Below are 22,093 nucleotides of genomic sequence, written 5' to 3' on the forward strand. Positions count from 1 at the left end.
GTCGGGTAGTTCGACGTGGGCAATTGCCACATGGAGGCGGCGGGTGTCGTCCACCAAGCGCTCGTCGTGGATGGTCCAGCGGGACGGCTCGTCGCTCACGGGGCGAAATTACCTCAGTTCCCGCGCCGGATCAGTTCCACGCCGCCATGACGGGAGCCTCGTCGGCACGGCGTCGGTGACAAGGGGTCTCCGGACCGGCTAACGTCCGGTGGATCGTTCACGGAGGTGCGGTGTGACCCAGACGGCCCGGCACAGGCTCCCGATCCGCCAACTCGTCGCCGCCAGCGCGGGGAACACGCTGGAGTGGTTCGACTGGACCATCTTCGCCACGTTCAGCGTGTACTTCGCCACCGAGGTCTTCCCGGCGGGCAACTCCACGGCGGCGCAGGTGAACACGTTCGCCACCTATGCGCTGGCGTTCTTCTTCCGCCCGCTCGGCGGGGTGCTGCTGGGCCGCTTCGCCGACACCCGGGGTCGCAAGCCCGCGATGTTGTTGACCATCGTGTTGATGGCGGTGGGGTCGGTGCTCATCGCCGTGCTGCCGACGTTCGAGCAGGTCGGGTGGTTCTCCCCGGCGCTGCTGCTGCTCGCCCGGATCGCCCAGGGGATCTCGTTGGGCGGGGAGGTGTCGAACGCGTCGGCGTACCTGGGGGAGATCGCGCCGCCGGAGCGGCGGGGGCGGTACTCCTCGTTCTTCTACATCTCCACCGGGGCGGCGGTCCTCAGCGCGACCGTGCTCGGGTTCGTCCTGGCCCGCACCCTGGACAAGGCCGACATGACCTCCTACGGCTGGCGGCTGCCGTTCCTGCTGGGCGGGGTGTTCGGGTTGATCGCCCTGTGGCTGCGCCGGACGATCCCGGAGACCGAGCTGTTCCGGTCCCGCCGCGACAGCGCCCAGCGGGTGCGCAACCCGCTGTGGCGCACCCTGCGCGACCACCCGAGGGCCGTGGGCCAGTTGATCGGGTTCAGCATGCTCTCGACGCTCTGCTACTACACGTTCTTCAGCGCCCTGACCCCGTTCGCGGTGACCACGCGCGGCGCCGACCCGGCCGACGTGTTCCTGGCGCTGTCCATCGGGACGGCGGTGTTCATCGCGTTGCAGTACCCGATGGGCGCCGCGGCGGACCGCTTCGGCCGCAAGCCGCAGCTATTGGTCTGGGCGGCGCTGATCGCGGTCCTGATCGTCCCGCTGTCCCTCCTGGTCACCCCGAACCTCGGTGGGCTGATCGTGGCCTTCACCGTCGGGCTGGCCATCTACACGGCGATGACCTCGGTGGCGCCCGCGCTGATGAGCGAGCTGTTCCCCACCGAGTTGCGCGCCCTGGGCATCGGCGCCTGGTACAACCTCACCGTCGCGGTCTTCGGTGGCACGGCACCGCTGCTGATCAGCGCCCTGGCGGGTGCGGGGTTGCAGAACGTCTTCTTCTACTACGTGGCGGGCGCGGCGGTCATCGCGTTCTTCGTGATCCGCACCCTCCCGGAGACCAGGGGCGGTGAACTGGCGTGAAGTGGCGGTCGTGGCGCGAAGCGGGCGTGGTCGTGGCGCTGGTGGGCGCGGCGGTGGCGCGGTCGAGTGGCGCTGAGGCGGTGCCCGCGCTCTCGTCCACCGAGGTGGCCACCTGGGTCTCCGACCACCTGCGGGCCAGGGCCGACGTGGGCACCGGGGCCGAACCGGGCACCGCGGCGGCGCGGCTCCCGGGTTCGATGACCGGCGGGTTCGCCGCGCGGACCGCGACCGCGCTCACCGTGCTGGACGCGGCCGACGAGCGGTACCGGGCCCACCCCCTCGCCGGGCACGACGCGGCGGACCTGGACATCACCGTCGAGCGGATCACGGTCAGCGGCACGTCCGCGCACGCCGTGGTGGCTGAGCGGACCACGCTGCACTTCACCGCCGCGGGCGAGCAGAACCCGGGCGTACCGGAGGCCGAGGGCTATTCCCTCGTTCACGACTTCGAGCTGGTGGTGGTCGACGGGCGCTGGCTCCTGGCCGACTCCCGCCCGAGACTGGCGCCCTCTGGCGGTCCCCCGCCGCTCACGCAGGCGGACCACCGAGGCGGGCGCTGAGCACGGCGCTACCGCGAAACCAGGGACCGGTACAGCTCGCGGTGCCGCAGCGCCGAAGCCTCCCACGTGTACCGCGCCGCCAGCGCCTTCCCCGCCTCCCGCCGGGCGGGGTCCGGCGCGGCCAGGGCGGTCCGCAACCCGGCGGCCAACTCCGCGGGCGTGGCGCCGAAGGTGGCGACCTCACCGAAGACCTCGCGCAGCACCGGCAGGTCACTGGCCACCAGCGGCACCTCGGCGGCCAGCGCCTCCATCGCGGCCAGCCCGAAGCCCTCCTTCGTCGACGGGAAGGCGAAAGCGCTTGCGCCCGCCACCAGCCCGGGCAGTTCCGCGTCGTCGACCAGGCCGAGGACTTCCGGCACGACCCCCAGTTCCACCGCCCGCGCCTCCCACGCGCGCCGGTAGTCCCGGTAGTCGAACAGCGTTTCCCCGCCCGCCACCACGAGCCGCACGTCCGGCAACCCCAACCCGGCGAATGCCTCCAGCAGTTCCACCGAGCCCTTGCGCGGCTCGATCCCGCCGACCGACAGCACGTAGCGGCCCAGTTCCGCCCGCCACTCCCCCGCCGACGCAGATCCCACCGCGGCCGAGAACCGCGCGGCAGCAACACCGTTGGGGATCACTCGCGCCGACAGGCCCCAGCCGTCGGCCAGTTCTGCCGCCACCGCCGCCGACACGCAGACGTGTGCGTACGGTTCCACGATCGCCCGCTCGTGGCAGGCGGCCAGTTCCGGGGTGGTGAACCGGTCGAGGTGGTGGACCGTGCGCACGCACGGTCCGGCGGCGTTGGCGGTGATGCAGTCCTGGGCGTGCACGACGTCGAAGTCCGCGGGGTCGAAAGCCGCGCGCAGCACCGCGATCGAGCGGAGGATGCGCGGGCCGACCCCCTCGTCCGGTCGGTCGGGGAACGGGACGACCCGCAGGGTGACCGCCGGGTCGACCGGGCGGTGGAAACCCGTGTCGCCGCCGCGGCCCAGGGTCCAGACCGTGACGTCCTCCCCCAGCGCGGCCAGCGCCTCGGCCAGCGCGAGGGTGTGCACGACGCCGCCGCGCGGTTTCGTGGAGTAGGTCAGCAGCGCGATCCGCACCCGTACGCCTCCGGTTTGCGCTCGGTCAGGTGGTTGAGGACGCGGCGCGCGGTGGCGATCTCGGCGGCCACGTCCAGTTCGGCGATGGCGATCCCGGCCTTGGACCAGGTGCGGGCCAGGATGTCGCCGCCGGGGCCGACGACCTTGGCCTGCCCGAGGAAGCGCATCCCGCCCAGCGCCCCGGTCTGGTTGGACGAGGCGAGCACGACCTGGTTCTCCGCCGCGCGGGCCTGGTCGTAGAGGTCGAAGAGCCGGGACTGGCGGTCCTGGGCCATCCGGGGCGCCCGGTTGGTGATGCTGGTGGGCCACGCCGACAGCGCGGCGATGATCTCCGCGCCGTCCACCGCCAGCGCCCGCGCCGACTCGGGGAAGGTCTTGTCGTAGTCGATCAGCATCCCGATCCGGCCGACCGGAGTGTCGAACGCGTGGAAACCGGTGCCCGGCGCGTACGCGATCGACTCCCCCGCGGGCTGGTGGACCTTGCGGTGGCTGCCGAGGACCCCGTCACCGGTGACGCACAGCGCGCTGTTGTACCGCTTGTCGCCGTCGGCCTCGCGGAAACCGAAGCACACCACCATCTCCGCCGCGAGCGAGGCCACCTTGCGCACGTGCGCGTCGTCGAGCGGCAGGGCCGGTGGCAGCGACTCCGGGTCCGGGTGGCGCAGGTCGGCGAGGTAGCCGCCGAGGGCCGCGTCCGGCAGGACCAGCAGCGCGGCGCCGTCGCGGCGGGCGTGTTCGATCAGCGTGGCGACGCGCTGGAGGTCGAAGTCGAGGTCGCGGCCGAAGTGGGCGGCCACGGCCCCGATCCGGACGGTGCCGGTTGCGCTCATGGGCGCCGACTATGCCCGGACCAGTTGCGCGCCCAGCGCCGGGTAGGCCTCCGGGCGGCGGTCGCGCAGGTGGCCCATGGCCCGGCGGGCGTTCTCCAGGGCCAGTGCGACGTCGACCTCGGCCACCGCCACGCCCTCGGTGACCCCGGTGTCGGCCAGCACTTCCCCGCCCGGGTCGACGACCTTGGCGCTGGCCACGAAGCGCAGCGAACCGAACGTGCCGGACTGGTTGGCCGAGAGCCACACGACCTGGTTCTCCAGGGCGCGCGCCCGGTCGAACAGGTCGAACCGGCGCTTCCACCGGTCCCGGTTGAGGTCCGGGTCCGGGTTGGTGGCGCTGCCCGGCCACGCGGAGACGCACACGATGATCTCCGCGCCGTCCAGGGCGAGGGCGCGGGCGGATTCGGGGAACGCCTTGTCGTAGCAGATCATCATGCCCAGCCTGCCGACTGGCGTGTCGAAGGCGGCGAACCCCGAGCCCGCGCCGTAGTTGGCGTCCTCGTTCAGCGGCTGGTGCACCTTGCGGTGGTTGCCCAGCACGCCGTCGCCGTTGACGCAGACCACGCTGTTGTAGCGCGTGTCGCCCGCGGCCTCGCAGTACCCGGCGGTGACGACCATGTCGCCCGCCAGTGCCGAGAGCTTCCGGATCTCCGGGCCGTCGACGGCCAGCGCGGGCGGGGAGCCGGCTGTGCCGTCCAGCGACAGCAGGTAGCCGCCGAGCGCCGCCTCGGGCAGGGCGAGCAGCTTCACCCCGTCCGCCCGAGCGCGCTCGATGAGCCCCGCGATGCGGGCGAAGTCGCCGTCGAGGTCGCGGTCGAAGTTCGCCGCGACCGCCGCCATCCGCAAGCCGCTCATGCCGTCCCCATCCCGGTCACCGCTGAGGTGATCGCCTCGGTGGTCTCCCCGTCCGGCCAGCGCAGCCCGACGCCGCGTCCCGCGACCAGCTCGCCGCACTCGGCGCCGACCGCGGGCCCGGCGGGCAGCGGGGCCGCGCCGGGTCGGTCGGCGGTGAGCATGGCGAAGCCGGGGAAGCAGGTCAGCCAATCGCCCACGCCCGCGCCGTCGGGGCGCGGGACAGCGGCCACGTCGAGCACGGCGCCGCAGCCGCTCGCCTCGGCCAGCATGCCCAGCGTGCCGACGACCCCGGCCATCGACACGTCCTTCGCCGCGGCCGGGCGGGCCGCGCCGACCGCCGCGAGCATGGCCCGCAGCTCCTGCGGTGACCGCGAGGTCGTGGAGTCCCACTGCCTGCCCGCGTACCCGGGCCGCCACCGGCCGCCGAGGTCGGCGGTCAGGGTGATCCGGTGCCCCAGCCTGCCGCCGCCACCGGGGACCGGGTGCCCGGTGCGGCCCAGCGCGGTCACCGACAGCGAGGCCGGGACGCCGAACTGGGTGTGCCCGCCGAGCACCGGCACGCCGTAGGCCTCGGCGGCCCCGCGCAGACCGCTGAGCACGCGGTGGGCGAAGGACGCGTCCCGGGCGCCCACGGCGTCGAGGACGCCGACCGGGGTGGCGCCCATGGCGGCGAGGTCGTTGAGGTTGACCAGCACCGAGCACCAGCCCGCCCACTCCGGGTCGCGCTCGACCATGGCGGGCACGATCGCGTCGCAGGCGGCGACGAGGTCGCTGCCGGGCACCGGGGCGCCGTCGTCGCCGACGAACCCGGGTCCGCCCGGGGACATCCCGGCCAGCAGCGCGCCGAGCCTGCGCTTGGTGGCGTCGGCCAGGGCGGCGATCCGCCCGATCGGCCACCGCATCAGCACGTGGTCGTGGCCCGCCACGGTCACCGGCCGCACCGACCGCCAGCCCAGCCCCCGGAACAGCCGCTCGTTGGCGGCCTGCACGGTGGCGTCGAAGCGCAGCGCGCCCGCGCCCTCGGCGTGCGCGCAGGCGGCCCGCACCAGGGCGGAGCCGACGCCCGCGGCACCGGCGCCCGGCCGCACGACCAGCCTGCCGCCGACCCACCAGCCGACGTCGGCACCCGGTTCGGCCGGGCCGAGCCGGACCCCGCCGACGACCTCTCCGCCGGTGTCCCTGGCGACGAGCACCACCGTGCGCGGGTCGTCGTCGCGCCAGTCGAGGTCGTCGGCGAACAGGCCCTGCCGCTCGACGAAGGTCTCCCGGCGCAGCACCCGGTAGCGGGTGGTCGCGGCGGCGTCGGCGACCTCGACGTGGTGGAACGGTCCGGTGGCCGGGGTCCGCGCCCCGATCAACACCTCGCCCAGCACAGTCATCTCCGTTGGGCTCACCTCAACCCCCGGCCGCTTGCAGCACGCTGCACGCCCCGCAGGCCGCGCACCCGGCGCCCTGGTCGGCGCCGGACATCCCGGCGGCGCGCAGCAGCGCCGCGACCCGCCGGGTCACGTCGCCGACCAGCTCCGGGGAGGGCGCGGTCGCACCGTCGCGGCGGGCCAGGGTGCCCAGCATCGGCCGGAACGGCACGACGAACGGGTAGACGCCGCGGTCGATGAGCCGACCGGCGCCCGCGACCAGCTCGTCCGGGTCGTCGCCCAGGCCGATCAGCAGGTACGTGGAGACCCTGTTGCGGCCGAACACGCGCACCGCCTCGTCCCAGGCGGCCTCGTACTCGGCCATCGGGATCAGCCCCTTGGACGGCATCCACTCCGCGCGCACCGCGTCGTCGAGCGATTCGACGTGGATGCCGATGGAGGTGGCGCCCGCGTCCTTGAGTTCGGCGATCACCGACAGGTCGGCGGGCGGCTCGATCTGCACCTGGATCGGCAGCCCGGGCACGGCGTCCAGCACGGCCTTGACGCAGCGCACCAGCGGGCGGGCGCCGCGGTCGGCCCCGGCGGTGGTGCCGGTGGTCATCACCATCTGCCGGACCCCGTCGAGCCGCACGGCCGCCTCGGCGACCTCGGCGAGCTGGGCCGGGGTCTTCGCGGCGATGGTGTCGCCCTGGTTGAGCGATTCCTCGATGGCGCAGAACTTGCAACGCTTCTCTTCGGCGTAGCGGATGCAGGTCTGCACGACGGTCGTTGCCAGCACGTCGCGGCCGTGCAGGAGGGCGATCTTGTCGTAGCGGACGCCGTCGGCGGTCTCCAGGTCGTAGAAACGCGGGCGCCGCACGGGTTCGACGCTGAGGCCGAGGTCGAGGGTGCCGCGGAAGACCCGGCCGCCGCGCACCGCGTACGGCGACTCCGGGTTGGTCGGCAGGGTGGCGTTGGCGCCGTCGAGCACCACGTGCCCGTCGTCGCTGGGGCCCGCGCCCTTGCTGCGCCGGACCGGCGCGTCCATCCGCGCGCCGAGCAGGGCCAGGTCGACGCGGGTGCTCAGGTCGGTTTCGATGCTCACGTGCGGCTCCTCCCCCGGGACGGGAGTCCCGGTCCCGGCGGGGGGCGCGGCGGCCCCCCGCCACCCGGTCACCACATGTAGGTGGAGTTGATGATCGCGCCCTTGCGGGCGTAGTGGATCAGGGCGTCCTGCACGTCGAGCGGGTGCGTCGGGATGACGCCCTCGATCAGGTCCTCCTCGCGCAGGCCGTGCAGCGACAGGCCGAAGCGGCAGCAGTAGACCTTGCCGCCCTCCTTGATGAAGGTCTTGAGCGAGTCGTTGATGTTGTGCTCACCGGGGAACGCGGAGTTGCCGGTGGTGGGGAACCCGCGGGTGGCCATGGCGTTCATCGAGCCGGGGCCGTAGAAGTAGATGGCGGACTCGAAGCCCTTGCGCAGCGCGCGGGTGGCCTGCAGGATCGCCACGAAGCTCACCGAGGACTCGTGCGCGATGCCGTGCACCAGGGTGAAGTAGCTCTGGCCCGCCTCGGCCTGGTAGTCCGGGAAGACCTTCGTCCCGCCGTAGAGGTTCGACCCCTCGGGCAGCGAGGGGTGCGGGATTTCGTTGAGGCTGGTCTCTTCGAGTTCGGTCAGGTCAGCCATTGCCGCAATCTCCTTGACTCGGATTTCCAGAACGGTCTGACACCTTCACGCGTAGAGCCGCGCGAAAGTGTCGCGGAAGACGAGATCCGCGAGTTCGCCGTCTCCGGTGACGGCGTTGAGCTTGTGGAATTCACCGGCGAAATCACCCCAGGGCTGGTCGCTGGCGAACAGGACCCGGTCGTGGCCGATCCCCCGCCTGCTGATTTCCTCGGCGAGGAAGCGCGGGGCGAAACCGATCGCCCAGGACAGGTCGGTGTAGACCCGCTTGCCCGCCGCCACCCAGTCGAAGAAGCGGGAACCGGCGAGCTTCATGTGCCCGCTCATCCCGCCGCCGAAGTGCACCAGGTGGATGTCCACGTCGTCGCCGTAGGTGTCGACCAGGGTGCCCACCTGGTCGACGTCCGAGGCGGCGCCCGGGGAGGTGTGGACGTGCACGACCAGGTTGTTCTCCCTGGCAGCGGCGAAGATCCGGTCGATCTCGGGCGTGCACTCCGGGTCGGTGGGGTGCCCGCCGAGCAGGAAGCTGGTCTTGAGCGCGCGCACCCCGCGCTCGCCCGCCAGGGCCAGCGCCCGGGTGTTGCGCTCGGCGTCGCCGGGCTTGGGCGAGGTCCACAGCGCGGCGCTGATCCGCTCGTCGCGCTGCGCAGCCTCGACCACGAGTTCGTTGAAGCCGAAGGCGACGTCCGGGTCCGGCACGCCGTAGTTCGGGATGACGAGCGCGCGTTCGACGCCCTCTTCGTCCAGGTCTGCGATCAATTCGTCGATCGTGGCCCGCGCGCCGATGTCGGCGTTGATCGCGGGGCCACCGTAGAAAGGATGGGACGGGAGCACACCGAGGTGTCGGTGTGCGTCGTTCACCCGTCGTCCGGTCATGTCCACAATTCCACCTTCACGGGATGTCGGAATGATTCCCCGCGGAACAACACGGCGTTTCGTTTGTTGCCGGGATATGACTCGGGATGGAACGGATTTCGCTTTTACGCGACGGTGCGCGGGGCGGTCCACTCGTCGGCGCTGGGCCAGGTGCTGTCCGGGGTGCCCGACAGCCACGGCACCTCGAAGTCCGCCGTCGTGCCGCTGCGGGCGGCGATCCGCTCGGCGAGGTGCTCGGCGTCCCCGGCGACCCCGCAGAACCGGCCGGAGCCCCAGGTCCACTGCCAGGGCAGGCCCAGGAAGTACAGCCTGGGGAAGCTCGTCTCCCCGCGGTGGTGGGCGGGGTAGCCGCGGCCGTCGAACACCGGCAGGTCGATCCACCGGTTGTCGCGGCCGAAGCCGGTGCACCACACCACGGACGTGATGCCCTCGACGGCCAGGTCGACCGACGTCGGACCGTCGTCGGCGGGCTCCCACACCGGCACGTACCGCGCCTCGGTCGGCGCGTCGAGCCCCCGAGCGGCGATGTGGGTGTCGATCGAGTCCTTGATGGACTCCGACACCCGGTCCGCGGCGTCGAGGTTGGCCCGGAGGTCGCCAGCGAAGGCGGCGGTGCCCGCGCCGATGCCGGCGAGCCTGCCGTGCAGCCGCATCCCCTGCGCGGCGAAGGCGCGCAGGTCGATGTCGCGGCCACCGTCGCGGCCGGTCACGTAGTGGTTGGCGCGCATCCGGACCGCGTCGGCGTCGTCGAACTCGTCGATGGACCTGCGGTAGTAGCCCATGTCGTCGAGCCAGTCGACGACGTCGCGGCCGCGGTAGCGGCGGGCCACCCGCGGCGCGCTGCCGGTGGCCAGGTGCACGGTGCGCCCGGCCAGGTGCAGGTCCTCGGCGATCTGGCAGCCGGACTGCCCGGTGCCGACCACGAGCACCGCCCCCGCGGGCAGTTGCCCGGGGTTGCGGTACCCGGACGAGTGGACCTGGGTGATGCCGTCCGGCAGCCGCACGGCGACCCGGGGCATCAGCGGCACCTGGTAGGGACCGGTCGCCACCACGACCTGGTCGGCGGTGAGCGTGCCCGCGCCCGTGGTCACCGCGAACCGGCCCGTCCCGTCGGCGCGCAGCCGGGTCACCTCGACGCCCTCCACCAGCGGCGGGCGGAACGACTCGGCGTAGCGGCGCAGGTAGTCCACGATCTCGTCGCGCAGCATGAACCCGTCGGGGTCGGTCCCGTCGTAGCCGAAGCCGGGCAGCGCGCACTGCCAGTTCGGCGTCACCAGGCAGAACGAGTCCCACCGCCGGTCGCGCCACTCGTTGGCCAGGGTGCCGCGTTCGAGCACGAGGTGGTCCACCCCGCCGCGGGTCAGGCAGTGGCTCATCGACAGCCCGGCCTGGCCGCCGCCGATCACCACCACCGACCGGTGCACCCCGTCCAGGTCGTGCGTGCCGCCGCCCGGCACCGGAACAAGCCTGCTCATCGCTGGAACCCCTCGACTGGTACCTCTCCGGGTGTGCTGTCGCCGAGCGCCGCTGCCCGGGCCCGGATGTCCGCGCCGTCGGGTCACCGCACGGTGGAGGACATCTCCGGCATGGCACCAGTACAGGCGCCGCGCATGACCGGGGCGTTCCGCCCGGAACAGCGCGGGGTTACCAAGCCCGGCGCCGTGTTTCGACCCCGTGTACATCACCGCACCGGGCGAGCGGGGCGGGCACCCGGGGTGTAGTGGGCGGGCGGTTCCGGTCCGAAGTGGTAAACACTTGGTTTCTCTCCGGCATCCGGTACTTGGCGAAACAGTGGCCGTCGGGGACAATGGGGGCGCACGGCGTCGCGCCCGCAAGCCGACTGCCCGTTCACCCCAACCTTTCGCCAGGCCGCTTTTCCCGTGCGGTCTGCCGACCCCGCTCGACCTCGTGAGGGAGTTGCCGCATGGGCTTTTTCGGTCGTCGCAGGAGCACCGGGAGCGGGATCGACCCGCACCGGCTGCTGGATTCGCCGAGGGGACCCCAGCCCGCGGGCTACGTCCCCGGCGAACCGGTGCTCGGCGAGGTCGCCGTGTACTTCGCCGACGACCCGAGGAAGCTCTACCAGCTCAAACAGTGGCTGCCGGTGTTCGAACTGCTCGACGAGCGGCACCCGGTGGTGATCGTCCTGCGCGACCTGGCGAGCCTGGCCGAGCTGTCCACGCTGACCCCGCTGCGCTGCGTGCTGGCCCCGACCTTCCCCGACCTGGTCGACCTGTACGAGGTCAGCGACTTCAAGGTCGCGGTGTACGTGAACAACTCCGTGCACAACTTCCACTCCCTGACCCAGCGCACGATGCTGCACGTGCACGTGAACCACGGGGAGAGCGACAAGGTCTGCATGGTCAGCAACCAGGTGAAGGCCTACGACCGGGTCTTCGTCGCGGGCCCCAACGCGGTCGCCCGCCACCACGCCGCGCTGATCGGCTTCGACGACGCCAAGCTGGTCCCGGTCGGCCGCCCGCAGCTCGACCTGCGGCCCGCGCCGCTGCTGCCGCCCACCGACCGCCGCACGGTCCTCTACGCCCCCACCTGGGAGGGCGAGAACGCGTCGAACAACTACACCTCGGTGGACGTGTTCGGCCCGCGGATCGTCGAGGCGGCGCTGGCCGTGCCGGGCACCCGGGTCGTCTACAAGCCGCACCCGAGGGTGGTGGTGAGCCCGCTGCCGTCGGTGGCCGCCGACCACCGCGAGATCATCCGGCTGATCACCGAGGCCGACCGGCTGGACCCGGCGGCGGGGCACCGGGTGCACCTCACCGGCGACATCCTGGCCGTGTTCCCCGGTTGCGACCTGATCGTCACCGACGTGTCCTCGGTCGGCCTGGACTTCCTGTACCTGCGGGTCGACCAGCCGATGTTCATCGCCGACCGGTACGACGACCGGGAGCGGCTGCTGGCCGCGGCCCCGGTCGCGGCCGCCGCCGACATCGTCGACAGCAGCACCGTCGCCGACCTGGCGGCCACCATCGCCGACCGGCTCGCGGCCGACCCGCGCCGCGCCGACCGGCACGCCGCCCGACGCGGCTACTTCGGCGACCTGGGACCGGGCGAGAGCACCGCGCGGTTCCTGGCCGCCATCGACGAGACCGCGGCCACCCGCGACAGCGGGCTCGCCCTGCTGGCCGAGGGCCGCACGAGCACACCGGGGAGGTCGGCGTGAGCGACCGACAGCGAGTTGTCATCCTGGCCGCGGGCATGGGCACACGGCTGGGGATGCCCCGGCCCAAGCCGCTGACCCCGCTGGTCGACGGGCGTTCGATCCTGCACCGGCAGTTGGACAACCTGCGGGCCGTCTTCGGCGACGACGGGTTCGAGCTGACCGTGGTGGTCGGCTTCCAGGCCGAGCAGATCATGGCCGCGGTGCCCGAGGCGAACTTCGTCTACAACCACCGCTACCAGCACACCAACACCTCCAAGAGCCTGCTCAGGGCGCTGCGCGCGCCCGGCACCGGCGGGGTGCTCTGGCTCAATGGCGACGTCGTGTTCGACGCCGGGCTGCTGCGGGCGGCCCTGCCGATGATCGGCCGGGACGAGACGTTCGTCTGCGTGAACACCGCCGCCGTCGGTGAAGAAGAGGTGAAGTACACCGCTTCCGTCGACGGATACGTCCGCGAGCTGTCAAAATCGGTGGTCGGCGGTCTCGGTGAGGCGGTCGGCATCAACTACATCGCGTCCCCGGACCTGGGGGCGCTCGTCGAGCACCTCGAGTCGTGCACCGACGCCGACTACTTCGAGCGCGGGATCGAGTCCGCGATCGAGGGGGGCGGGCTTCGGGTACAGGCGCTGGACATCTCCGAGTTCTTCGTGGTGGAGGTGGACTTCGCGGGCGACCTCGAGCGTGCGAACGTGGAGGTGGGCAAGACCGTCACCTCCGCCGCGTAGCCGCACGGCGCGTCGGCGGGGTGTCGGCGCGTTATGGACGGCAACAGAGTGTTCGGGCCCAGGCCGGTACTCCTGGGGCACCGGGGCTGCGGCCGCGGCACCGTCGACGGCCACGTGGAGAACACGCTCGGCTCCTTCCTCGCCGCCGCCGACGCGGGCGTCGACTGGGTGGAGGTCGACGTCCGCCGCACGGCCGACGACCACCTGGTCGTGGCGCACAACCCGGCCGACGACGACGGCGTGTTCTACGCCGACCTCACCGGCACCGAGGCGGTCGCCCGCGGCGCCCTGCGGCTCGACACCCTGCTCGCGGCGCTGCCCGCGCACGTGGGGGTCGACTTCGACGTCAAGACGTCCATGGAGGACGCGACCCGCAGCCGGGCCCGCTCCACCATGGGCAGGCTCGGCGCCGTCGCCCGCCGCGCGGCCCGCGCCCGGCCCACCCTGATCAGCTCGTTCGACGCCGGGGCGCTCGACATCGCCCGCGAGGTGGCCCCCGGCGTCCCGCGCGGCCTGCTCACCTGGTTGGAGTTCCCGATCGACCAGGCGGTGGCCGCCGCGGCCCACCTGGACGTGCAGGTGCTCGCCCCGCACTGGGGTTCGCTGCACGCCACCGAGCAGGACCAGGCGGCGCTGCTGCGCCCGCTGGACTACGTGGTCGACACCGTCCACGCCAGCGGCCGCGAATTCCTCGCCTGGTGCCCCACCCTGAAGTTCGCCCGCAGGCTCCTCGACGCCGGGGTCGACGCCCTGTGCGTCAACAACGTCCCCAAGGCGGTCGCGGCCCTCGCCCTGGAACCCGCCGCCTGACCCGGAACTCGTGACGGAGGCCCCCGGACCACACCGGGGGCCTCCGCCGTCTCCGACACCGTTCCGCGACCCCCGCGCCCGGTTTGCGGCACGATATCGACATGACCTCACCCACCGCCGAGTCCGGCCGGGCCCGGTTGCGCTCGGTCGGGCGGGAGGTGGCGTTCCGGCGGGGTGACCTGCTGCTCAGCGCGGGGGCGCCGAGCACGGACGTGCTGCTCGTGGAGTCCGGGCTGACCAAGGTCGTGCTGCACGCGCACGACGACGACGCCACCACGGTCGTCGGCCTGGTGGGCCCCGGGGAACTGCTCGGCGAGTCCGGGGTCATCACCCGCGCGGCCCGCAGCGCCACGATCGTCGCGCTGACCCAGGTGCGGGCGGTCCGGGTGGCCGCCACCGCGTTCCTGCGGCTGCGCGCCGACGACGCCGGGGTGCGCGAACTGCTCGACGAGACCTGGCGGCTGCGGCACGAGCGCAGCGACCTGCGGCAGGTGCTCGTCACCAGGCCGGTGCGGGCCCGGGTGGAACTGGCGCTGCTGGCGTGGGCGCGGCGCTTCGGCACGGCCACCGACCGGGGGCTGGTGCTGCGCGGGCTGAGCCAGCAGGATCTGGCGATGGCCGTGGCTGCCTCCGAGCAGCACGTGGCCGCGGCGCTGGCCGGGCTGCGCGCGGACGGGCTGGTGGAGACCGGCAGGCTCAGCTTCCGGCTGCCGGACCCGGGGCGGCTCGGGGCCGCGAGTCCCGGAAATCAGGGGGAGTCCCACCGCCCGGCGGTGCAGGATCTCCGCAACCGAGGGAGGCAGCCACGTGGACCTGGTACCTGAGCACAGAAGTGTCCTGGGGGTGGACATCGCGGGGTCGGCAGGCGTCCCCGAGGACGCCATGACCCAGTCCCGGCAGTTCATGGAGCGGGCCCTGCGCGAGTCCCTGACCCGCGCGGGCATCCCCGACGACGAACTCCTCGCATGGGCCGACCGCGGCGACGGCGCCCTGGTCACGGTCCCGGCCACCCGCGTCGGCGCCCTCCTCGACGCCGCCCACCACGTCAACGGGCTGACCGTCGCCCACAACCGCCTGCACCGCCCGGTCCGGGTCCGGCTGTCGGTGGAACTGGGCCCGGTCACCGCGGGCGACAGCCTGTCGCGCACCCGCGTCGACGCCAGCAGACTCCTCGACGCCGACGCCTTCAAAGCCCTGTTCACCCGCTGCGCCGCCGAGGCCACCGACGACCGCGCCACCACCGCCCTGATCATCCCCGACCGCGTCCTGAACCTCGTCTTCGAAGGCCACCACACCACCCACGTCCACCGCGGCGACTTCGCACCCCTGCCGATCACGGTCAAGGAATACTCGGGCAACGCGTGGGTGCGCATCCCCGGCTTCGACGCCACCACCCTCACCAACCTGCGGTCACCGCAGCCGCAGGAACACGGCAGGGTCATCAACACGATCAACGGCAACGTCACCAACGCCGTCCAGGCCCACACCATCAACGGCGGCATCACCTTCGGCGGCCGCTGGTAGCCACCCGCCTGTCAGCTCTCTCAGGCGGCGGCGGGCACCATGGCGCGCATGGTCCTGCTGCCCGACCTGGCCCGTTCCTGGACCGGGGGTCGCCGTGTTGAGCGGGTGGCCTACGCGGTCGGAGCGGTGCTGCTCTTGGCCGGGGTCGTCCACTTCGGAGTGTTCCTGGTCGACGGCGGCCCGTGGGAGGGTCCGGTGTCCTGGCGCAAGCCCACGACGTTCGGCCTGTCGTTCGGGCTGACCCTGATCACCGTCACCTGGGTGAGCGCCCGCGTCCGCATGGGTGACCGGGCCAGGCGCACCGCGGTGGGACTGCTCACCGCCGCGAGTGTGGTCGAGGTGGCGCTGATCTCGGCGCAGGCGTGGCGGCGGGTGCCGTCGCACTTCAACTCCACCAGCGGCGCGGACAGGGCCATTTCCCTGACCCTGGCCGCGGGCGGGGCGGCGATCGTGGTGTCGGCGGCGGTACTGCTGGTGGCGGCTTTCCGCAAGGACGCGGTCGACGCGCCGGACATGCGGTTGGCCGTGCGGGCGGGACTGGTGTTGTTCGTCGTGGCCCTGGCGGTGGGGGCGGCGATGATCGCGCGCGGGACCATCGCGGTCCGCTCCGGCGACCCCGGCCACACCACCGCGGGGGTCCTGAAACTCGCGCACGCCGTGGCCATGCACGCGATCCTCGTCCTGCCTGCCCTCTCCTGGCTGCTCGCCTTCACCCGGTGGACGCCCCTGGCCCGGCTGCGCGTGGTCCAGCTCGCCCTCGTCGGCCATCTCGTGCTCACGGTCGTCGTCGGCGTCGAATCCGCGGTCGGCGTGAACCCACTGGAGGCACCCGCAGTGGCCGATGTGGGCGCCGGTCTCGGGCTGTTCCTGCTGGGGGTGGCCGTGCTGCTCGCCTGCTACGGCGTCCGCCGGTTCCCCCGACGCGATATTTGACCTCCGGTTCCAGTATCGCCTAGGGTCGACCGCGTGGCACGCACCAAGGGGTTCGACCCGGACGCCGCCGTCGACGCGGCGATGGAGCTGTTCTGGGCGAACGGCTACGCGGGCACGACCCCCCAGCAGCTCGTCGACGCCATGGGCATCGGCCGCGGCAGCCTGTACAACGCCTTCGAGAGCAAGCACGCGCTGTTCGAACGCGCCCTGCGCCGCTACCACGAGGCCAACACCGCCCGCCTGTTCGACATCCTGGACGGCCCCGGCACCGCCCGCGCCCGCCTGCGCGCCGCCCTCGACATGGTCATCGCCGCCGCCCGCACCGACGAGCGCCGCCGCGGCTGCCTGATGACCAACACCGCCGTCGAGTTCGCCGACCGCGACGAACCGGTCAGCGGCTTCGTCCGCGCCACCTTCGACCGCCAGGAGGCGGCGTTCCGCGCGGTGGTCGAGGAGGGTCAGCGCTCGGGCGAGATCCCCGCCGACCGGGACGCGGCCGCGCTGGCAACCTTCTTCCTGACCACCACCAACGGCATCCAGGTGCTGGCGAGGGTCGACCCGGACCCGACCAGGCTCGCCGCCCTCGCCGAAACGGCGATGCGCGCGCTCTAGTTTCTTTTTTTTGCCCCAATACTGGAACTTAAGTTACAGAAAGAGGTTGCCATGGACCTGCGCCTGGCAGGCAAGACCGCCGTCGTGACCGGCGCAGGCAAGGGCATCGGCCTGGCGACGGCCACCGCCCTCGCCGCCGAGGGCGTCCGGGTGTTCGCCGCCGCCCGCACCCCGGCGCCCCCCTCGGACCCACTCATCACCCCCGTCCCGGTGGACCTGGTCGACACCTCGGGCGCGGGCGCGCTGGCGGAGGTCGCGGGCGAGGTGGACATCCTGGTCAACAACCTCGGCGGCGTGGTCCCCGCCGGCATGGCCGCCACGGGCTTCCTCGACCTCAGCGACGAGGCGTGGCGGGAGACCTACGAGCTGAACCTGTTCGCCACCGTCCGGGTAACCCGCGCCCTGCTGCCCGGCCTGCTGCGCAAGCGGGGCGTGGTGGTCAACGTGTCCTCGATCGGCGCCCGAGCGGCCTTCCAGCCGATCGACTACGGCACCGCGAAGGCCGCGCTGAACAACCTGACCAAGGCCCTGGCCGAGGAGTTCGGCGCCAGCGGCCTGCGCGCGCTCACGGTCAGCCCCGGCCCCACCCGCACCCGGAACTGGTCCGACCCCGACGGCTACGCGGGCCGACTGGCGGCGCGGGCGGGCGTGCCGCTGGAGGAGTTCCTGGCCTCGGTGCCCGCCGCCATGTCCATCACCACCGGCAGGCTCACCGAACCGGAGGAGACGGCCGCCCTGATCACCTTCCTGGCCTCCCCGCTGTCGGGCAACCTCACCGGCGCCGACTACCTGGCCGACGGCGGCGTCATCAAGACGGTCTGATTGATATCCTGTCCGGCTGCCTTCGAGAAGGAGCCGACACCGTGTCGAACGAGATCACCGACGAGGACCTCCAGAAGGTCACCGTCACCCCGGTCACCCCGCACAACTCGACCATCGACCTGGCCGACTACAGCGAGGACTGGCCGCGCCTCTACGAGCGCGAGGCCGCCCGGGTCACCGCCATCCTCGGCGACACCGTGCGGCGCCTGGAACACGCGGGGTCGACGTCCGTCCCCGGCCTCCCCGCCAAGCCCATCATCGACATGGTCCTGGCCGTCGCCGACTCCGCGGCCGAGGAAACCTACGTGCCGCAACTGCGAGCGCACGGCTACGTCCTGCGCATCCGGGAACCCGACTGGTTCGAACACCGCCTGCTGAAGGGCCCCGACACCGACATCAACCTGCACGTCTTCACCGAAGGCGCCTCGGAGATCACCCGGATGCTCACCTTCCGGGACCGGCTGCGCACCCACCCCGAGGACCGCGACCGCTACGCGGCCGCCAAGCGCGAACTGGCCCGGCGCACCTGGCGCCACGTCCAGCACTACGCCGACGCGAAGACCGCCGTGGTCCAGGAGATCCTGGACCACGCCCAGCGGTAGGCGGTCGCCACCTGGCAGGAAACCGACGCCACCCCCGTCCGGAAGAGTGGCGTCGGTTTCCTGCCAGCCGCAGTCGCGGGAAGGGGTGAGACTGGGTTCCGTGCACACCGAAACCGAACGCTGCGTGCGGGCCGTCCAGTCCAAGGACGCCCGCTTCGACGGCTGGTTCTACACCGCGGTGCTCACCACCGGCATCTACTGCAGGCCGAGCTGTCCGGTGGTGCCGCCCAAAGTGGAGAACATGCGCTTCCACCCCAGCGCCGCCTCCGCGCAGCAGGCCGGTTTCCGCGCCTGCAAGCGGTGCAGGCCCGACGCCAGCCCCGGGTCGCCGCAGTGGAACGAGCGGGCCGACCTGGTGGCCAGGACCATGCGCCTGATCGCCGACGGCGTGGTCGACACCGACGGCGTGCCCGGTCTGGCCGCCCGCCTGGGCTACAGCGTCCGGCAGGTCGAGCGGCAGTTGCGCGCCGAGCTCGGGGCGGGTCCGCTGGCCATCGCCAGGGCGCAGCGCGCGCAGACCGCCCGGCTGCTGATCGAGACCACCACGCTCCCGATGGGCGAGGTGGCCCTGGCCGCCGGTTTCGCCAGCATCCGCTCGTTCAACGACACCGTCCGGTCCGTGTTCGCCCTGACCCCCACCGAGCTGCGCGCCAAGGCGAAACCGGTCAACACCCCGGCGACCACCCTCTCGGTCCGGCTGCCGTTCCGCGCGCCGCTCACCCCCGACAACCTGTTCGGCCACCTCGTCGCCACCGGCGTCCCCGGTGTCGAGGAGTGGCGCGACGGCGCCTACCGGCGCACCCTGCGGCTGCCGCACGGCCCGGCGGTGGTGGCGCTGAGCCCGCACCCGGACCACATCGCCGCCCGGCTCGCGCTGAGCGACCTGCGCGACCTGTCGACGGCCATCAGCCGCTGCCGCCGCCTCCTCGACCTCGACGCCGACCCGGTCGCCGTCGACGACCAGCTCGCCACCGACCCGGTGCTGGCGCCCCTGGTCGCCAAGAGCCCCGGCAGGCGCGTCCCGCGCACCGCCGACCCCGAGGAGCTGGCGGTCCGCGCGGTCCTCGGCCAGCAGGTCTCCACCGCCGCCGCCCGCACCCACGCCGCCCGCCTCGTGCTGGAGCACGGCGAACCGATCACCGATCCCGAGGGCGGCCTGACCCACCTGTTCCCCGACCCGGCCGCCCTGGTCGACCTGGACCCGGACCGGCTGGCGATGCCCGCCACCCGCAAGCGCACCCTCACCACCGTGGTCCGCGCCCTGGCCGACGGCGAGGTCGACCTGGGCGCGGGCGCCGACTGGGCGTCCACCCGCGAACGGCTGCTGGCCCTGCCCGGCGTCGGCCCGTGGACGGTCGAGACCATCGCCATGCGCGCCCTGGGCGACCCGGACGCGTTCCTCCCCACCGACCTCGGCATCAAGGCGGCGGCAGCGGCCCTGGGCCTGCCCACCGGCGCGTCCGCGCTCACCGCCCACGCGCAACAGTGGCGCCCCTGGCGCGCCTACGCCGTGCAGTACCTGTGGGCGGCCATGGACCACGCGGTCAACCGGATGCCCGTATCCCCTTGAGAGGCAAGCACATGCGCACCCACACCCACGTGGAAAGCCCGGTGGGCACCCTGACCCTGGTCGCCACCGACGGCGTCCTCTCCGGCCTCTACATGACCAACCAACGCCACCTCCCCGACACCACCACCTTCGGCGAGAACGACCCGACCGCGTTCCCCGCGACGATCACCCAACTCACCGAGTACTTCGAGGGCACCCGCACGGAGTTCGACATCCCCCTGCACCTGCACGGCACCGACTTCCAACGCCGGGTGTGGGCCGAACTGACCACCATCCCCCACGGCGAGACCACCAGCTACGGCGAACTCGCCCTCCGGATCACCGGCACCCTCACCGCCTCCCGCGCGGTCGGCCTGGCGAACGGCAAGAACCCGATCAGCATCATCGTCCCCTGCCACCGGGTCGTCGGAGCCACCGGAAACCTCACCGGCTACGGCGGCGGCCTCGCCCGCAAGCAACACCTGCTCGACCACGAACGCCGCACCGCGGGCACCACCACCCCAGACCTGTTCACCACGATGGGGTGAACGGCGGCGACCGGAGGTGCCAGGGGTTTGCCACCCGTTTGTCACCGCCTCAGCGGCCGGACCATCGCCCTCCGGCGCGCAACCGCAGGTGACGAGTGGTGGGGCGGGTCGGGCTCGAACCGACGGCCAAAGGATTATGAGAGCAGTGACACAAGTCTCCAAGAGCTACCAGCAGGACAGAAGAGCTCTCATGAGGCAGATCCTGGGCACAAAGCAGGCCTAGCCAGCTTGTGTTCATGCCCAATTTCATGCCCACGGCCTACGCACGGACCGCACAGCGCAAACATCTCTAGATCAATTCCGCTTTGTTCTAGCAGGATTCCAACTGTAAAAGATTGAGTTCCACATGGGTCGCATCTCTATTTTCGCCCAATAGTCGGATCGAGATTAGAAAAAAACCATTCCGCAACTTTCTCGACAACTTCTTTTAGAGCCAAAGCCTTGCGCGTATTCATTCCCTCATTCAGGCCATGTGCAATCTTATGTCGGCGATCAAGCAGCAAAGAGAGTTCTCTAAGAACATCTTTATCATCAGCATCCAACAGCGCTTGCAAACTTTCGCCCAAAGTAGCATCCAAGCGTCCAACGAGCCCAACCATATTATCAGGCGAAGGGTTGCGGCTTTTTTCAATCCACGAAAGGGCAAAAGTCCGAGCCAATCCCCCACTCTTAGCCTCTATAAATTCTCGAAGCGTTTCGTGAACCACTTGTTCAAGATATCCACAAATTCGCACGACCAGAAATCTGGTGAGCCACATTTGCTCATCATCTGTACGTTCTTTTGGTTGGTTTTTAACTCCATCAGCTAGACTGTCAAGACCATTTTTTAGAGCTTTGAGATTGTAAGGAGGCCATTGATTTCCCATTTTTGAAGCCTCCTCCTCTATCGCGTCCTTCTAAAGGCGCTAGAAGCGAGGTTCAATCGAGTTTTGATATTTTCTTCGCTTGCCGTTGAGCCTGAGATAGCGGCGGTCATACGCTTATTATTTGATAGGCTATCAACGATAGACCTGACGGCTCTAGGAGATAGATTTGAGCCAGCCTGAATACGCTTCATCAGGCCAACGAACAAAGCTTCAGCCAAAGCAGCATTGACCTGATTACTTTGATACCGAATAGCCGATCTTCCTGCCGCAGAATTCAACAGCGCGGCAGCTTGTTCGAAAAGAGTCTGAATTTGCTCGACATCAACATCTTCCAAGTGACGATGTTTCCCGAGGAAGTCGTTCAAAAACGTCTTCAATGGCCGCTCATACTCATCAGCACTCATAAAAAGCGCTATGATGCGTAGGATCAATTCCTGGTCGCGCACCCTGGGCGATACTTTACCATACAAATTTCGCCACTCGGGTAGTTTATTCAAACCAGAGATAAAGTCGACCATCTCTCCGGGATACAGGGCGATACGAATTTCATGTGGGGTTAGTTGAGTACCTCCCGAATTTAGTCGCTCGAATACTTGATAAACCGCTTCGAGCGACTCTCCAGTACCATCAGTCTTTACGATGGTAGCCTGAATAAAAGTGTTGTCCAATTGACGTCGGAGCGGAGCGGGCAACGTTTTATAGGTCAACCCCTTATATTCATCGGCAACGTTCTGAAGAGCAAATTCGATGCCTGCATGTACGCCACTGTAGAAGGCCGCCAACGTCCTCAACCTTTGCTGGCCATCTAGTACCAAGTAGCGCTTGTCTTGCTGCTGGACAAGAATGATTCCTGGAATAGGAAATCCCAAAAGAAGCGATTCAATAAACCTGTCCATTTGCGGACGACGCCACACAAACCCTCGCTGAAAACCAGCAGCTTCAAGTGTAGGATCACCATGCCCAAATGAAGGAATGGCAATATCTGCTCGGTTCAACCGTCGCACAAGACCTTCGACGTCGAAATCGGTACCAGAATAAGTTACGGGCAAAACTTTATGGTCCGCCTCGTTAACTGCGGCCAACTCATCCTGCGTGAGATTGTCCACTTCATCTAGCGAGCGGGCGTCCGCGTCGTCAAACTCTGTCATACTTTTCCCCTTCGTTCTCTCAGCG

23 protein-coding genes are annotated in these 22,093 nt (G+C 70.6%); 13 read left to right on the forward strand and 10 right to left on the reverse strand.

Annotated elements, in window-relative coordinates:
* Positions 1–232 precede the first annotated feature (232 nt).
* Together UO65_RS28770 and UO65_RS28775 are read left to right on the forward strand one after the other, a co-directional pair.
* A complete protein-coding gene (locus tag UO65_RS28770; RefSeq protein ID WP_035288721.1) occupies positions 233–1,507 on the forward strand; it encodes an MFS transporter in 1,275 nt (424 codons plus the stop codon).
* Positions 1,504–2,067 (forward strand): hypothetical protein, encoded by a 564-nt coding sequence (locus UO65_RS28775; protein ID WP_035288724.1) that lies wholly within the window; start codon positions 1,504–1,506, stop codon positions 2,065–2,067. Before UO65_RS28770 ends, UO65_RS28775 begins: the two co-directional genes overlap by 4 nt.
* An 8-nt stretch (positions 2,068–2,075) precedes the next feature.
* Here the strand turns inward: UO65_RS28775 and UO65_RS28780 are convergent, their stop codons facing one another.
* The 8 genes from UO65_RS28780 to UO65_RS28815 all read right to left on the reverse strand — a co-directional run bounded on the left by UO65_RS28780 (position 2,076) and on the right by UO65_RS28815 (position 10,226).
* Positions 2,076–3,152 carry an MSMEG_0565 family glycosyltransferase gene (locus UO65_RS28780; protein WP_035288727.1) on the reverse strand — a complete coding sequence of 359 codons (1,077 nt, stop codon included), beginning with the start codon at positions 3,150–3,152 and terminating at the stop codon, positions 2,076–2,078.
* On the reverse strand, positions 3,134–3,982 hold the full coding sequence (locus UO65_RS28785) for a carbon-nitrogen hydrolase family protein (protein ID WP_035288730.1): 849 nt from the start codon (positions 3,980–3,982) through the stop codon (positions 3,134–3,136). Before UO65_RS28785 ends, UO65_RS28780 begins: the two co-directional genes overlap by 19 nt.
* A 9-nt stretch (positions 3,983–3,991) precedes the next feature.
* Complete coding sequence (locus UO65_RS28790) at positions 3,992–4,837, reverse strand: carbon-nitrogen hydrolase family protein (RefSeq protein WP_035288733.1); 846 nt, start codon at positions 4,835–4,837, stop codon at positions 3,992–3,994.
* On the reverse strand, positions 4,834–6,216 hold the full coding sequence (locus UO65_RS28795) for an MSMEG_0567/sll0787 family protein (RefSeq protein ID WP_035288735.1): 1,383 nt from the start codon (positions 6,214–6,216) through the stop codon (positions 4,834–4,836). Before UO65_RS28795 ends, UO65_RS28790 begins: the two co-directional genes overlap by 4 nt.
* Positions 6,217–6,232: 16 nt before the next feature.
* Positions 6,233–7,297, reverse strand: coding sequence for an MSMEG_0568 family radical SAM protein (locus UO65_RS28800; RefSeq protein ID WP_035288737.1), 1,065 nt, complete (start codon positions 7,295–7,297; stop codon positions 6,233–6,235).
* 68 nt (positions 7,298–7,365) lie between these two features.
* Positions 7,366–7,878, reverse strand: a complete 513-nt coding sequence (locus UO65_RS28805; RefSeq protein ID WP_035288739.1) for an MSMEG_0572/Sll0783 family nitrogen starvation response protein — start codon at positions 7,876–7,878, stop codon at positions 7,366–7,368.
* A gap of 45 nt (positions 7,879–7,923) precedes the next feature.
* Entirely contained in the window at positions 7,924–8,751 is an 828-nt protein-coding gene (locus tag UO65_RS28810) for an amidohydrolase family protein (protein ID WP_035288839.1), read from the reverse strand.
* Between the two features lie 104 nt (positions 8,752–8,855).
* The gene (locus UO65_RS28815; protein ID WP_233427881.1) at positions 8,856–10,226 is read right to left on the reverse strand and encodes an MSMEG_0569 family flavin-dependent oxidoreductase; all 1,371 of its coding nucleotides are present in this window, start codon (positions 10,224–10,226) and stop codon (positions 8,856–8,858) included.
* A 449-nt stretch (positions 10,227–10,675) separates the two neighbouring features.
* Here UO65_RS28815 and UO65_RS28820 point away from each other — a divergent pair, with 449 nt between their 5' ends.
* The 11 genes from UO65_RS28820 (at position 10,676) to UO65_RS28870 (ending at position 20,054) form a co-directional block, all read left to right on the forward strand.
* Positions 10,676–11,932, forward strand: a complete 1,257-nt coding sequence (locus UO65_RS28820; protein ID WP_052021911.1) for a CDP-glycerol glycerophosphotransferase family protein — start codon at positions 10,676–10,678, stop codon at positions 11,930–11,932.
* The gene (locus UO65_RS28825) at positions 11,929–12,654 is read left to right on the forward strand and encodes a phosphocholine cytidylyltransferase family protein (protein WP_200873498.1); all 726 of its coding nucleotides are present in this window, start codon (positions 11,929–11,931) and stop codon (positions 12,652–12,654) included. Before UO65_RS28820 ends, UO65_RS28825 begins: the two co-directional genes overlap by 4 nt.
* A 33-nt stretch (positions 12,655–12,687) precedes the next feature.
* On the forward strand, positions 12,688–13,464 hold the full coding sequence (locus UO65_RS28830) for a glycerophosphodiester phosphodiesterase (RefSeq protein WP_035288742.1): 777 nt from the start codon (positions 12,688–12,690) through the stop codon (positions 13,462–13,464).
* 101 nt (positions 13,465–13,565) lie between these two features.
* Positions 13,566–14,288, forward strand: coding sequence for a Crp/Fnr family transcriptional regulator (locus UO65_RS28835; protein WP_035288746.1), 723 nt, complete (start codon positions 13,566–13,568; stop codon positions 14,286–14,288).
* A 19-nt stretch (positions 14,289–14,307) separates the two neighbouring features.
* A complete protein-coding gene (locus UO65_RS28840; protein ID WP_035288749.1) occupies positions 14,308–14,988 on the forward strand; it encodes a hypothetical protein in 681 nt (226 codons plus the stop codon).
* A gap of 48 nt (positions 14,989–15,036) precedes the next feature.
* Positions 15,037–15,921 carry a hypothetical protein gene (locus tag UO65_RS28845; protein ID WP_035288850.1) on the forward strand — a complete coding sequence of 295 codons (885 nt, stop codon included), beginning with the start codon at positions 15,037–15,039 and terminating at the stop codon, positions 15,919–15,921.
* A 33-nt stretch (positions 15,922–15,954) separates the two neighbouring features.
* The gene (locus UO65_RS28850) at positions 15,955–16,533 is read left to right on the forward strand and encodes a TetR/AcrR family transcriptional regulator (RefSeq protein WP_035288752.1); all 579 of its coding nucleotides are present in this window, start codon (positions 15,955–15,957) and stop codon (positions 16,531–16,533) included.
* Between the two features lie 51 nt (positions 16,534–16,584).
* On the forward strand, positions 16,585–17,355 hold the full coding sequence (locus UO65_RS28855) for an SDR family oxidoreductase (protein ID WP_035288755.1): 771 nt from the start codon (positions 16,585–16,587) through the stop codon (positions 17,353–17,355).
* Positions 17,356–17,396: 41 nt separating this feature from the next.
* Positions 17,397–17,957: a GrpB family protein gene (locus UO65_RS28860; protein WP_035288758.1), complete on the forward strand. Its 561-nt coding sequence runs from the start codon at positions 17,397–17,399 to the stop codon at positions 17,955–17,957.
* A 100-nt stretch (positions 17,958–18,057) separates the two neighbouring features.
* Positions 18,058–19,527, forward strand: coding sequence for an AlkA N-terminal domain-containing protein (locus UO65_RS28865; RefSeq protein WP_035288853.1), 1,470 nt, complete (start codon positions 18,058–18,060; stop codon positions 19,525–19,527).
* Between the two features lie 11 nt (positions 19,528–19,538).
* The gene (locus UO65_RS28870; RefSeq protein ID WP_035288761.1) at positions 19,539–20,054 is read left to right on the forward strand and encodes a methylated-DNA--[protein]-cysteine S-methyltransferase; all 516 of its coding nucleotides are present in this window, start codon (positions 19,539–19,541) and stop codon (positions 20,052–20,054) included.
* A gap of 359 nt (positions 20,055–20,413) precedes the next feature.
* Here UO65_RS28870 and UO65_RS36335 read toward each other — a convergent pair whose 3' ends face one another.
* Positions 20,414–20,920: a HEPN domain-containing protein gene (locus UO65_RS36335; RefSeq protein WP_152552332.1), complete on the reverse strand. Its 507-nt coding sequence runs from the start codon at positions 20,918–20,920 to the stop codon at positions 20,414–20,416.
* 17 nt (positions 20,921–20,937) lie between these two features.
* Positions 20,938–22,068: a DUF262 domain-containing protein gene (locus tag UO65_RS35170; RefSeq protein WP_084176347.1), complete on the reverse strand. Its 1,131-nt coding sequence runs from the start codon at positions 22,066–22,068 to the stop codon at positions 20,938–20,940.
* Positions 22,069–22,093: the final 25 nt, after the last annotated feature.

The sequence above is a fragment of the Actinokineospora spheciospongiae genome (assembly GCF_000564855.1).
GTDB classification, from domain to species: Bacteria; Actinomycetota; Actinomycetes; order Mycobacteriales; family Pseudonocardiaceae; genus Actinokineospora; species Actinokineospora spheciospongiae.

Excerpts from the sequence above, each read along its gene's own strand:
- UO65_RS28785 (WP_035288730.1), bottom strand. The coding sequence starts at position 3,982 with ATGAGCGCAACCGGCACCGTCCGGATCGGGGCCGTGGCCGCCCACTTC.
- UO65_RS28790 (WP_035288733.1), bottom strand. The coding sequence starts at position 4,837 with ATGAGCGGCTTGCGGATGGCGGCGGTCGCGGCGAACTTCGACCGCGAC.
- UO65_RS28795 (WP_035288735.1), bottom strand. The coding sequence starts at position 6,216 with ATGACTGTGCTGGGCGAGGTGTTGATCGGGGCGCGGACCCCGGCCACC.
- UO65_RS28805 (WP_035288739.1), bottom strand. The coding sequence starts at position 7,878 with ATGGCTGACCTGACCGAACTCGAAGAGACCAGCCTCAACGAAATCCCG.
- UO65_RS28810 (WP_035288839.1), bottom strand. The coding sequence starts at position 8,751 with ATGACCGGACGACGGGTGAACGACGCACACCGACACCTCGGTGTGCTC.
- UO65_RS28815 (WP_233427881.1), bottom strand. The coding sequence starts at position 10,226 with ATGAGCAGGCTTGTTCCGGTGCCGGGCGGCGGCACGCACGACCTGGAC.
- UO65_RS28820 (WP_052021911.1), top strand. The coding sequence starts at position 10,676 with ATGGGCTTTTTCGGTCGTCGCAGGAGCACCGGGAGCGGGATCGACCCG.
- UO65_RS28830 (WP_035288742.1), top strand. The coding sequence starts at position 12,688 with ATGGACGGCAACAGAGTGTTCGGGCCCAGGCCGGTACTCCTGGGGCAC.
- UO65_RS28835 (WP_035288746.1), top strand. The coding sequence starts at position 13,566 with ATGACCTCACCCACCGCCGAGTCCGGCCGGGCCCGGTTGCGCTCGGTC.
- UO65_RS28845 (WP_035288850.1), top strand. The coding sequence starts at position 15,037 with ATGGTCCTGCTGCCCGACCTGGCCCGTTCCTGGACCGGGGGTCGCCGT.
- UO65_RS28855 (WP_035288755.1), top strand. The coding sequence starts at position 16,585 with ATGGACCTGCGCCTGGCAGGCAAGACCGCCGTCGTGACCGGCGCAGGC.
- UO65_RS28870 (WP_035288761.1), top strand. The coding sequence starts at position 19,539 with ATGCGCACCCACACCCACGTGGAAAGCCCGGTGGGCACCCTGACCCTG.
- UO65_RS36335 (WP_152552332.1), bottom strand. The coding sequence starts at position 20,920 with ATGGGAAATCAATGGCCTCCTTACAATCTCAAAGCTCTAAAAAATGGT.
- UO65_RS35170 (WP_084176347.1), bottom strand. The coding sequence starts at position 22,068 with ATGACAGAGTTTGACGACGCGGACGCCCGCTCGCTAGATGAAGTGGAC.